General features: G+C 55.0%; 4 protein-coding genes. All 4 read right to left on the bottom strand.

Going from position 1 to position 13,070, the window contains the following annotated elements:
• Positions 1–65: 65 nt before the first annotated feature.
• The 4 genes from H7849_RS02170 to H7849_RS02155 all read right to left on the bottom strand — a co-directional run bounded on the left by H7849_RS02170 (position 66) and on the right by H7849_RS02155 (position 12,855).
• A complete protein-coding gene (locus tag H7849_RS02170) occupies positions 66–983 on the bottom strand; it encodes an isocitrate lyase/PEP mutase family protein (protein ID WP_186743789.1) in 918 nt (305 codons plus the stop codon).
• Positions 984–2,014: 1,031 nt separating this feature from the next.
• Positions 2,015–7,894: an ATP-binding sensor histidine kinase gene (locus H7849_RS02165; RefSeq protein WP_186743788.1), complete on the bottom strand. Its 5,880-nt coding sequence runs from the start codon at positions 7,892–7,894 to the stop codon at positions 2,015–2,017.
• A 295-nt stretch (positions 7,895–8,189) separates the two neighbouring features.
• Positions 8,190–8,933, bottom strand: a complete 744-nt coding sequence (locus tag H7849_RS02160; RefSeq protein WP_186743786.1) for a rhodanese-like domain-containing protein — start codon at positions 8,931–8,933, stop codon at positions 8,190–8,192.
• 802 nt (positions 8,934–9,735) lie between these two features.
• Positions 9,736–12,855 carry a two-component regulator propeller domain-containing protein gene (locus H7849_RS02155; RefSeq protein WP_186743785.1) on the bottom strand — a complete coding sequence of 1,040 codons (3,120 nt, stop codon included), beginning with the start codon at positions 12,853–12,855 and terminating at the stop codon, positions 9,736–9,738.
• Positions 12,856–13,070: the final 215 nt, after the last annotated feature.

Below are 13,070 nucleotides of genomic sequence, written 5' to 3'. Positions count from 1 at the left end.
CCTTTACGCTCCCCGGTGCCACTTTGGTGTAATCCACTCTTGTCATCTGTCGCCTCCTTGAATACTCAGCTTGGTGACCCCGCCGATCGCCCCCCATCAGACTGCCGCCTGCGGTAGTCGGTCACGAAGAACCCGTTGATGTCGGCGTACGACACCAAGCTCGTGAAGCCTGCGAAACTCCCCTCCGACTTCAACTTCTGCGCTGCGCGCATGAAACCGGTCCATGCAGCAAGCGCCAACGCGCCGCCGACACTGATGCGTCGCACGCCGAGCGCCGCGATGTCGGCGACGCTCAAGCCACTGTCCCGAACCACCAGGACGTTGATCGGCTTCGGCCGAACCGCGTCAACGAGCGCTTTGATCGCTGTGGGATCGTGGGGGCCGGGCGCGAATAGCACGTCCGCCCCCGCCTCAGCGAATGCCTGCAGACGCCGGACCGACTCGCGAAGCGCATCATGATGGCCAACAAGGAAACATTCTGCCCTGGCCGTCAGCAGGACGTCGGCACGGGACTGATCGATCGCCTCGCGCGCAGCGCGCACACGCTCGACGGCGAGCGGCAGCTCGTAAAGCGGCGACGATGGATCGCCAGTTGCATCCTCGATCGACAGTCCCGCGACGCCGGTCGCGATGCAGCGTGTGACATTACCGGCCACGTCTTGCGGTGACTCTCCATAGCCGGACGCAAAGTCCGCATTGACCGGAACATCGACCGCGCCCGCGATATCGGCAATGTATGCCAGGTTACGCTCACAAGTGAGCGCAACTTCGGAGTCAGGAAGCCCCTTCGAGAACGCGAAGCCCGCGCTGGTCGTCGCCAGCGCGGGGAATCCGAGCTGCTGCAGGTACCGTGCAGAGCCGATGTCGCACGGATTCGGAATCACGAAACAGCCTGCCTCATGCAGAGTGCGGAAAGCCCGGCGACGGGCTCTGAAGTTCTCTTGCGATCCCAGGCCTTCCGTTTCGATAGGGTGCGTTGTCATTGGTTTCTTGAACGTGTTCATTGCATCTCCGATCGCAGTCAACCCTGCCAGATCGAGGGAAACAGCGCGATCTGATGCGGGTAGGAACTCTGATTGCTTCTAGCGACGGAAACCGTTAATCGAGCTCTGAGCCCGAGAATCTCTCGGAGGTGAGTGATCTACTTCTCAAATTGTGATTACCGATTCATCCGCCGAACCTCTTTCACTGGAGCTGCGGGGATCTCATTCCCTGATGTCGTAGAAGTTGCACATTCATTGCCAAATGATCTGGTCGGATGCTTATCGCTGATCTACGTAGTACAAGGAGACTTAGCGCGAGGGGATGTCAGAGCGAGCCAAAGGGAACTCACGACATTTCGTCATCTACCCATCGTTGCGCCTCCTTAGCTCACGACATATCGTAAGTCGCGCGGGTGCCGTAACGACCGTAATGCCCTGCACCTCCAAGCACGGAGCGCGCTCCTGCTCTGACCGCGATCACAGAGGATCGACTCCGATTTGCTGGCCGCACTGGGGTCCGTATCGATGATCACGAAGGGCGGTATCGAAGCCGTCACCCGCAGCGTTGCGAGCGAGTACGCAAAAAAACATTCGCTTCAACGAAGTTGGGCTCGGCATTGTCGACACTCCAATGCACGCCAACACCTCGAAGGACTTCTTCAAGACGCTATCATCGATGGGTGCGATCTCCAGCGTCAGTGATGTCGCTGACGCCGTCGTTTATCTGACCGAGGTATGCAACATGACCAGGGAGGTACTCCACGTGGACGGTTGTGCGAACCAGGGCCGGTAGTGAGCGCGCAGCAAGACAACGAAAAACCAGGGCAGAGACTGTGCAACTATCTGAGTTTTCAGTATCTCCGGTAGCGTGAACGTAACGCGGAGTGTGACGCTTGCGGCTGCGGAATACCCAATCACTTGGCCCGGTACCGGTGTGTTTCGTTTCGTCCTACCGTCTTCAATAGGCGCTGCATTACCGCACATGTGGGTACCGTCGCCGACGATCATCACAATAGCTGAATAAGGGGAGGTCATCCGCCGGCTGGCTCCCTAATGGGCAGCGTAAACTGAAACGTCGCCCCTGGTCCGGAGTTAGCGGTGGCCCAGACGCGGCCACCATGTGACTCGACAATAGAACGGGCAATTGGCAGTCCGAGACCTGTACCTTGATACTTCGTAGTGAAGAATGCGTTAAAAATCTTGTCGATGTTCTGGGCGGGCAGTCCCACACCCGAGTCCGTGATTGAAATCAGCAGTTCATAGTTCCCGGTCAACTGTGACTTGATGGTGAGCTCACCGCTCGTGTCCTGCATCGACTCAATGCCGTTGCGCATGAGATTCATCAATGCCTGCTGCAACTGCACTCGATCGGCCTGCACCGTGCAGAGCCCTTTGGCAAGATCCGTGCGCATCGTAACCGAATGGCGATTCGCCTCACTGTGCAGCACAGTGACCATCTCTCTGATGAGTTCGTTCACATCAACTACATACAGATGTGGAGAACCCTTCTGGTAGAGCGAGCGGACGCGGTCGATGATATCGGCTGCACGTCTGGTATCTCTGGCCATTGCCGACGCAGCTTCTCGCGCCTCGGGCAGGTCCGGCTGATCTCGATCAAGTAGTCGAGAACACGCTTCCGCGTTGGTTACCGCCGCTCCAATTGGTTGCTTGATTTCGTGCGCGAGCGAGGCGGTCAACTCGCCCATCGTAGTCACCCGAGTTATATGCGCAAGGTCCGCCTCTAGCTGGCGCAGCCTGTCGCGTGCTTCTTCGGCAAGCGTGCGCTCTGTAACATCGACCATCGTGCCGAGCACTTGAACAAGCTGCCCAGAGGGACCCAAGACAGGATGGCCGATGGCATGAATGTGCTTGACCGCTCCGTCAGGCTTCACGATTCTGAATTCGACGTCCCAATTCACTTCGGTGCGAAACGTCGTATCGCTCGCAAACCTCACCTTCTCGCGATCTTCTGAGTGTATCTGCTCCAGGAATTGCTCCCAAGTGGGTGGGCCCTGTTGTGGATCGACGCCGAAGAGTCGGAACATTTCGTCAGACCAGTAAACGGTCTCTCTGCTGGTGCCATCAATGGCCCAACTTCCTGTGTGGGTTTGCCTCTGCGCTTCGGCTAGATAAGCCTCGCTCCGCCGCAGAGCTTCCTCGGCTCGCTTTTGCTCGCTCAAATCGAGAATGTAGGCGACTCCTTGGTTGGGTTGGCCTTCGAAGCAAGCTGCCCCGATCAGCACAGGCACACGGCTGCCGTCCTTCCGGAAGTACTCTTTCTCACGGGCTTGCATCATGCCCGTCGCCTTGAGCTCCTCGGCCTCGTAGCGAGCGTGCACCTCCTGCCAATCCGGAGGTGTCATGTCGAACCATCGAAGCCCTGCCTGCAAATCCGCGCGCTCGTACCCCACAATACGGAGAAACGCGTCATTGGCATCGATAAGTCGTCCGTCCAGATCCCAGATGACGATCCCGATGATATTCGAATCGATCAGTCGCCGGATTTTCCGTTCATGATCTTCAAGATCGCGATAAAGCCGCGTATTCTCGAGCGAGATGGAAGCCTGCGAAACAAGTACCCTCAACACCGTAATCCGGTCAGGCGTGAAGACGCGCGCAGCCAAGTTGTTTTCTAGATAGAGAACACCTGTGATTTTTGTTTGGTTAATCAACGGTAAACAGAGAATGGATCTCACGCGAGACTGAAGGATGTAGGAATCGGCGGAAAACGGGTTCCCTAGGCTGGCATCGTCGAGAATTACGTCATTTCGCGTGCGCATCACGTAGCGAACAACAGACTCAGGTACCACATCCGCATTGATTGAGGCATCTCGCTGATGCACCGTGACGTCGTTTCCGCCGCTGGTAGCCTCTGCTTCAACCTGGAGCTGATCACCTCGTGAAAGGATCAAGAGCCCTCGTTCGGCGCCAGCGTGCTCGATCGCAGCGCGCATGAGACTGTCGATCAGCTTTTCCAAAACCATCTCGCCAGAAACAGCCTGTGAGACCTTCATCACGGTAGCCAGATCTAGGAGTTCGGTAGGCGCCAGGATTGCGCTTGCCGGTGTCGAGATCAACGATTCCTTCTTGAGCTGAGGATACAAACGGTCCAGTTGGGCTACTTTGCCATCAGCACCCCAGCGCTGATAGCAGTACCGGGCTTCGAGCAGATACGCATCTGCGAATTTTTGGAAACCACGTGCTGCGTAGAACCGCGCGGCGAGTTCATAGGCGATCGCCTCACTATTAACAAATCCATTGCTGTGCGCCGAGCGGATGGCCTGTTCATATAGCTGCTCGGCGTCGAGCACGCGGCCTTCAATCCGAGCGATCTCCGCGCCTATCAGTGCGGCCCGGTTCTCAAAGTTCTCCGGGCAATGCTGCGCCCATATCTCCTGCTGTTTCTGGTGAACAACCAGGGCCTCGAAATGCAGCTGGCGCAAGTCGTGCGTCGCGGAATCAAAGGACGCAGCTCGCGAGAGTGCACTGTAAAATTGATACTCGGCTGTCTCGAAGAAGGCGGGCGATGCCCAGAGCAGTCGTTCTGCATTCAAAGACGCCTCAATCGCGGAAGGGTAGTCTCCCGCAAAGAAACGCGCTTGCAGCTTTCGGATCCAATACCAACACTCGGGTAGCGCCAAAACGGGGTCACTCGCCAAATGCTGCTCGAACCGAAGCTCGTCGAAGCGCTCGTCATTGAACAACCCGAATCTTGCTGTCAAGCCACGAAGCGTCCGGATGAGGCCGAGTTGCGCCGTGATGGTATCTATGACATGTGCGAATCGGATGTCAACCGCAAATTTGAGACCCGCCTCAGCTTCACGCTGTACATCCGCTAATGGTTCTCCTGTCGCAAGGAGATTTGTGTATAAGGTGTTGCAGCTGTATCCGGCGTAAGTAAGATCACCAATCCTGTTCGCGGCGACGAAACAGCGGCGGTGGAGCTCTCGAGCGGTCTTGACGTGTCTCGTCCAGGGAATAATAAGAGTTCCAAAAGACATATAGGTGCGGGCTTGATAGCGAACCAAACCACGCTTCTCTACCAAATCGTAGCCAAGCTTCCCAAACCGGAATCCGGCCTGATAGTTTCCGAAGTGAGGTCCAGCGAGCATACCCAACCATACGTAGGCGTAACACGATCCATCGCAGTTGCCATGCTCCAGACTAAGGGTGACCATCCGACAAATCACGAGAGCAAGAAATTTGGCGTCAATGAACAACGCAGGTGTCACGATTTCAGTGAAAACATCGAGAACATCGAGCACTTCTTGATCGGTTATCAAAGGCAACTCAACGAGATCCTCGATCTGACGGTTTCCCAGCAAGAACCAGATCTGGTCGTACTCTCGTTGTACTTCCTCCTCAGTAGGGTGCGCGGACCAATCCGTGCCGCGAACTCTCCAGTATTCAAGAAAGACCTCCGCGGCGCGATAGCTGCGGTCCATGGTTGTATAGAGCGTCAGGCGCAATCGCGTGACGAGGGCGATATCATGGGCGTTTTTTGCCTCCTCGGCCAACATGGACAGCCTACTTTCCGCAGCAGCCATATCCGTGGTCAATAATTCGCACTCGGCCAGGAGATATTCGATCGAGAAGACAAGATCGTAGTTAACGTCCCATGTTTCGTCTGTCAACAACCCTCTTGCGGTGTGAAGGTACTTAAGCGCGGAGTCGTACGCGGTTGAGATTTTTGCGCGCCTACCCGCAATGAGGTTCAATTCTGCAATGCGTTCACGCTCCGCACGCGACGTGATCAGGTGAGAGCCGCGGTTGAGTTGGTTGACGATTTCGAAGATTCGTTCTTCAAGCTCTTCTGGAGGCGTGTGTGATGCCATCAACGTGCCGATTCGAAGATGCGCCTCTGCGCGCAATTCTTGCGGGATCAGAGAATACGCTGCCTCTTGAACGCGATCGTGAAGGAAGCGATAGGAGACTTTCGAGCGCATGATAAAGCCCGCTCTGACCGCTTCCAGAAGTTGAGCATGCATTTGCTCCATGGAGTCTCGGTAGACTACGCGTAGCATCGTGAATTCCGCACTGTTACCCAAGCAGGCGAGCTGCTTCAATGCGTTCTGGGTCTCGGGAACCAGGCGGGTTAACTTTCGGGCCATGAGGTCCACCACATTATCGGTGTACCCCTTGGCGTGAATCCAATTCAGATCCCAAGACCATCGTCGTTCGCGAGGATCAAAAGTCAGCAAGCCCTCTTCAAAGAGCGCAGAAATGAACTGGATGGCAAAAAATGGATTGCCTGTTGTCTTGTCATGAACCAGCTCCACGAGCGGGCCAACATGCCACGGTTCACAATGGAGAGAATCCGCAATCAACTGCTTCAGGTCTTCACGAGCTAGAGGCGCCAGGACGATGTCATCTAGTAACGCTCCCGCCCGGCGGATGCATTGTAACTTGCGCATCAACGGATGTGTGGCGTCCACCTCGTTGTCCCGATAAGCGCCGATCAAAAGCAAGTGTTTCACATCCGGCTGCACCAGCAGGTCCTCCATCAGGTCCAACGTCGCAGTGTCGAGCCATTGCAAATCGTCGAGAAACAGGGCTAACGGATGTTCCGGCCGCGCGAATACCTTGATAAATCTCCGGATTACGAGATGGAACCGGCGCTGGGCGTCCTGCTGCGGAAGTTCGGGCACCACTGGCTGTTCTCCAATGATGGCCTTTAGTTCCGGGACCAGCCCGACGATCAACTGCGCGTTCGGATCGAGCGCCTCACGAAGGACGTTGCGCCACCTGCCTAACTCATCTTCGCTCCTGTTAAGTAGTGGGCGGATAAGACTCTGAAAGGCCTGCGCGAGCGTGGCATAGGGGATATCCCGCTTATACTGGTCGAATTTGCCCGATGCAAAAAGGCCACGAGGAGGAACCAGCGGTTTGTGAAGCTCATTGACGACGGCGGATTTGCCGATTCCGGAATAGCCGGAAACCAGTACCAACTCCGGTCTGCCGCCGGCTACTACACGATCAAACGCAGTAAGCAGGGTCTCAATCTCGCGTGCTCGCCCGTACAATTTCTCAGGGATTAGTGGACGATCTGGGACGTCGAGCTGGCCGGGTGTGAAATCCGTGATATCGCCGTGCGCTTCCCAATCGGCGAGGCAGCGCCGAAGATCACTCTCCACCCCGGACGCAGTCTGGTAGCGTTCCTCGGGAGTTTTGGCCAGCAGTTTCATGATGATCGCAGAGACACAGGCCGGCACACCCTCTGCTCGTTCATGAGGTGGCACCGGATACCTTGCGATGTGGCAGTGTACCCATTCAATCGGATCGGAAGCTGTGAAGGGCAGCTTTCCGGTCAGCATCTCGTAAAGCGTGACTCCGAGGGCATAGAGGTCGCTTCGCGAGTCGATCGAGCGATTCATCCGCCCGGTTTGTTCCGGAGCCATGTAAGGCAGTGTTCCGGCGATGAACTCGGGAGGTTCGGGGGCCTGGTGCTCGCGCCGAAGGCGGGAAGCGATCCCAAGGCCCGTGAGCCAGACCTGACCGGTCGTAGAGTTAACCAGAATATTGGTGGGCTTTATATCCTTGTGGATCAATTTCCGTTCGTGCAAACCGCCAAGAGCTGTTGCGAGACCGACCGCGAAGCCTAAGAACTGCCTCATCTCCATCGGCCCCGAAAGGATTCCATCGAGGGTTTCGCCGCCAGGATCTTCAAATACGAGCTTTGTCTGCCCGTCTCGCTCCGAAAGGGCTAAGGGACGCACTGCCCAAGCTGAGTCCAGTTCGCTCCTTAAAGAGTATTCGTGATCAATCTTCTTGAGTGTCTCCGAGCTGGGCCGAGTTGAAGCCGGAGCCAGCAACAGAACAGGAGGAAGCTCTGGTTGCCCCGCATGGGCTCGGTACAGAATGAATTCTCCGTCATCACGAAGACGCTCGAGGGAATACCCCGAAAGTTGCATGACGATCCCTCACGGGCATCACCGCGCTTATTGGCTTTGATTGGTCCACACCGAGCACGAGGGACGACGATGCCTTTTGAGGCGATTCTAAAACCACATTCCGACAGCAATCAACAACTGACTACATATACGCAGAATGACCATTTCGCGGCAGAAGCGAGAAAGATTGAGTGTGAGTCATAGTTGCAATCTCCATTTGAAATCCCCGTGCCCTTGACTCATGACGGTGCAAAGCTCATGCCAAATGTCACAGTGAATTTAGTGATTGAGCTCTAAAGCATCGCCGCAAGATCGCTCAAAAGTGTTTGAAAGCCGACGAGAGACGCCAGTGAATCTTGTCGCTTGCATCCTGGAGTTTGAAGCCGAGCTGTTTCCAGGCCTGGAAGCCCCCCGACAGAAGGCGTATGCGCGTAAGACCCGTGTTCCGGAGCTTGAGAGCAACATCAATGCTCGATTCCTGGTTGGGGCAGGTGCAGTAGAGGACAAGATCGCAATCGTGCGGCAAGGTGGAAGCTGCCGTGGATATTTCTTCCTGGGTGAGGCGAATGGCTCCCGGAATCATCCGAGGATCGGCGAGCATATCAAGCGGAGTTCGCAGGTCAATGATCAGGGGATTGTGTCCGTTACTCATCATGTCGTGAAGTTCCTGGGGCGAAATCCGCGATGACCAGATCCGGCGGCGTAGGGCTCGCCGCTTCCAATAGACGAACCCAAGGAGCGTCAGACCGGCGGCGACAAGTGCGCCGACGGCGAAATGTTCAAGTCGGGTGGGCATTTGCAATTGATTCTCGAGAATGCGTCCTGGCAAAAGCCAAGAGCCGATGCCAATCACCCCGTCGTCGTGGACGCTAAGTGGCCACCGTTCACCAGAGCCGCTCAGAACGAAGGCTACCTTCCGTGCTGCGCCATTTCCATCCGCAGCTCTGCCGTAAAGAGCTGTCGGCTGCAGGCTATGTCCGAAAGACTGAGCACTTCTGGTAACTGCCGGACACAATGCGGCGATCAACAGAAAGAGAAAGCGGATGGTACGGCGGTTCACTTTATCATCTCCTGTCCCCATAGAGCGTGACGTGGACCATAATTCCGGCCGCAATCACACCTACAGCAATAAGGCCACGAACATGATGAGCGCGTAGAAGAGATAAATACCGGGTTCATCATCGGGATCGCTTTTCATTTGAATTCCTCCTTGGTCTCTGTCACGCCGATCCATGGCTCCTCGAGCCTTTCAATATTATGATTTTTCCTTGACAGTGCTGCGCATTCAACTGCGTGCTCATCGCGGTTACGATGACGCCTGTGAATCCGATCAGAGGTGCTTTGTCCACCGGGTACTCTCGTTGCTCAGATTTTGTTGTTGCACCGCATTGAGCATGTTGATGTCTCAGCAACTGACTTTGAAGAGTGCACACGCCTTGCCAAAGAATCTGATTGGCTGCCTATCGTTAATCTGTTTAGAACAAATAGGCTTTACTCGAGGGATGTCAGAATCGCTCAAGGCAGCTCACGATATTTCGTTATCCGCCCCATCGTGACGCCGTCTATCTCACGACATATCGTGCGTCGCAAGACATGTGCGAAATCGAGCACTATCCGCCGGGCTTGGCGATGAACGAAAGGAATTAGGTTTGAAGATTGTTAACCAAGCTCGTGGATGGCACGTGTGTCGGAACGACCGGTACTGCGGTCCACATCTTAAGCAGGGAGTACACTCCTGATCTGACCCCCTAACTCCGTCCGGCTCGAAATGCAAAACTACTACCTTTAATAAACGCTGGATTGCGACACACACACATGGATATGGGCGTCGACGATCATCGCAATAGGTGAATCGGCAGACGTCATCTGCAGACTGCCTCTCTGATGGGCAGCGTGAAATGAAACGTTGCCCCGGGTCCGAAGTTCGCGGTGGCCCAGATACGGCCGCCATGCGACTCGACAATGGAACGAGTAATCGCCAGTCCCATACCGGTGCCTTGTGGCTTGGTGGTAAAGAACGCGTTAAAGATCTGGTCAGCTTTTCCAGTGGGCAGCCCCACACCGGTATCGCTGACCGAGATCAGCACTTGACCGTCTTCTCCCAACTGTGACTTGATGCTGAGCTCACCGGTTGTGTCCCCCATCGCCTCAATCCCATTGCCCATGAGATTCATCAATGCCTGCTGTAGCTGCACACGATCGGCCATCACATTAGGGAGCCCTTCGGTGAGATCGGCACGGATCGTAACCGAATGCCGATTCGCCTCTTTCTGGAGCATCACGGCCATCTCTCGGATGACTTCGTTTACGTCAACTATCTCCTCGTATGAAGAGTCCTTTCGGTACACGGAACGAACATGCTCGATGATGTCGGCTGCACGCCGAGCGTCTCTGGCCATCTCCAGGGCAGCTTCGCGCGCCTCCGGCAGATCGGGCTGATCGCGATCGATTAATCGTACGCACGTTTCCGCATTTGTGACGGCCGCTCCAATCGGCTGTTTGATTTCGTGCGCCAGAGACGCGGCTAATTCGCCCATAGTGATAACTCTGCTGGCGCGGGCAAGGTCCGTCTGCGCTTGACGTAGCCTCTCGATTCGTTCGTTTTCCTCTTCCCTCAAATGTCTTCGGTGGATATAAATCGCGGTTACGAGCAGAAGCAGGGCGGCAAGGCACACAATTCGAAACCACTCAGTGTTCCACCACGCTGGCAGAATCTCGATATGGAGAATTGCTCCCGGCTCATCCCAGAGGCCTCGGCTCGTAGCACCCTCAACGCGAAATGTGTATTTCCCTGCTGGCAACGTCGTATAAGTTGCGAACCGCCGATCGCTTCCAACTTCATTCCAACTTCGATCAAGACCCTCCAGCATGTAACGATACCGATTCGTTGTTGGGTTCAGGTAGCTCAAAGCCGAGAAGCCAACCGAAAATATGTTCTGCTCATGTGAAAGTGTTATTGCGTTAGTATGGTTGATCGATTTGTGAAGTGGCGACTTGGTGCCAGGCTCTACTTCACCGCCGAAGAGCCTGAAGTCCGTCAGAGAGATAGGAGGGATATATTGGCGATCTCTCACGTCCTTCGGGTAGAATGCGGTCGCTCCGCTGAATCCGCCAAAGAACATTTCACCCGTTTTACTTTTTAAGCATGTTCCCCATCCGGTTAGATCCGGGCCAGGAAGCCCGTCCGCGGTGGAATAGTTCTGCACCGAACGCGTTCGCTGACTGAACTGCGCCACTCCGTTATCGGTGCTCATCCAAAGGTCACCGAGATCATCTTCGAGAACACAGGCCACATCATTGCCGGGCAAGCCGTCGCGCTGTGAAAGGGTGCTAAATCTACCTGTACCGCGGTCGAATCGATCCAGTCCTTCCTGAGTGCCGACCCACATAGTGCCCGAATGATCAAAGTGCACCGAATTTACTCGGTTACTACTCAATGTTCCGGGACGGTCGATGTCACGTTGAAAGACCATGAATTCGCCGGTGGCTGGATCGAACCGCAAGAGCCCAGAAGATTCCGTTCCCAGCCAGAGTCTTCCTTCACGATCTTCCGCAATGTCCAGGTAATAGGTGTGCTCGGCTTGCGGCCTAACCCTATAAGTTGTGAAGGAGTTCGCGGCGGAGTCGAAACGATCCAGCCCATCGCTCGTAGCTGCCCAGAGCGTTCCGGTATGGTCCACAAAAACGCGAGGAACTATATCATTGCTCAGGGTCTGAGGGTTTGCAGGGTCGTGTTTGAAATTTTTATAACGGCTAGTTCGGGGGTCAAATTGAAATAGTCCATGACCATAGGTGCCCACCCAAAGGTAGCCTGAGCGATCTTGACAGATCGTGATGGCATCGGTGCCCTTCCCAGGGCCAGTAAGGTGAAAATCCTTGTATTGCTGTTTCTTTCTGTCGATACGATGAAGCGCATCATGGGTGCCGATCCACAGGATTCCCTGAGAGTCCTCGAGGATAGCACCTACGAATGGTTCATCTCGATCGGCAGGATTGCCAAAGTCGTGACGATAGCGTTTGAATGGAAGTCTTTTGGTCGTAAAGCGTGTCAGTCCAAAACCGCCCAGGCTCGCCCAGATGATCCCCTCGCGGTCCTGAAAAATACTGCGAACACTGTCTTGAGCCAGGCTCTCGGGATCACCGAGGCTATGGCGATAACGAATAAATCGTCGATGCCCTCGGTCAAACTTGAGGAGACCAGCACCATTGGTCGCCAGCCACAGGTCACCATTCTGGTCTTCCAGCATTCCGGTAATACCTGTCAATTTCGCGCCTTGTGAAGGCTCTTGTTCGAAGGAAAACTGAGTCAGAGTGTTTGTCTTCCGATCAAACACCAATGGATTTCCAGAAACGTGGTAGATCCAAAACACCCCAAACCGATCCTCATAGAACGAGAGAAATAGGGAAGCCTCGTAAACGGGTATATGCAGTGTGACCTTTCCGGAACTTCGATCGAACAAATCAAGCCCTTCGCTTGTGCCGACCCAGAATCTGCCCTCTCTGTCTTCACCGCTGGATTTGATGTCGTTGCTTTCAAGGCTGGCCGGATTGGCAGGATCATGGGAATACCGTTGGATACGGCCGTTTGCGGGACTCAGCGCGTACAAACCGGTTGGTGCGGAGAGCCACAGGAAGCCGTGGCTGTCCTGGCTAATGTGATTCACGTGCGGAACAGGATAGCGAGTAAAGGTTTCATTCTCGCTATCGAATCTGTTCAAATACTGATCGCATCCTACCCAGAGCGTCCCACTGCGGTCCGTAAACAAGGCATGGACGTACGAACTACTAATACTCTTGGGATTTGCGGGGTCGTGAACGAACACCTTGAAGGTGTAGCCATCGAATCGGTTAAGGCCGTAGGGCGTGCCGAACCAAATAAATCCCTGGTTATCTTGCGCGAAGGGCCCTGTATTTGATTTGGAGGGGCCTTCAACGGTATAGAAGCGAGCGAAGCGAATATCCGTGCCGTCGATCATGGGCATGCGAATCTGTCGGCGATCAATACTCGCCTCCTGAACGACGGTTCTTGCGACTGATTCGTCAGCTGCCCAGCCGTGTCCCGACGGTAAGAAACAAAACGAGCCAATTAAAATGAGCCCAAACATCATGCGAAGGTATAGCTAATTCTCCGTATTACGGAGGCTCTTGGGGAGCGAACCTCGCTTTAATCGCAGTGCCCATTCAGGGATCCAAGGTT

Source organism: Alloacidobacterium dinghuense (genome assembly GCF_014274465.1).
GTDB classification, from domain to species: domain Bacteria; phylum Acidobacteriota; class Terriglobia; order Terriglobales; family Acidobacteriaceae; genus Alloacidobacterium; species Alloacidobacterium dinghuense.
The sequence above is the reverse complement of the archived record's forward strand: the minus strand, read 5'-3'. Positions and strand labels throughout refer to the sequence as shown.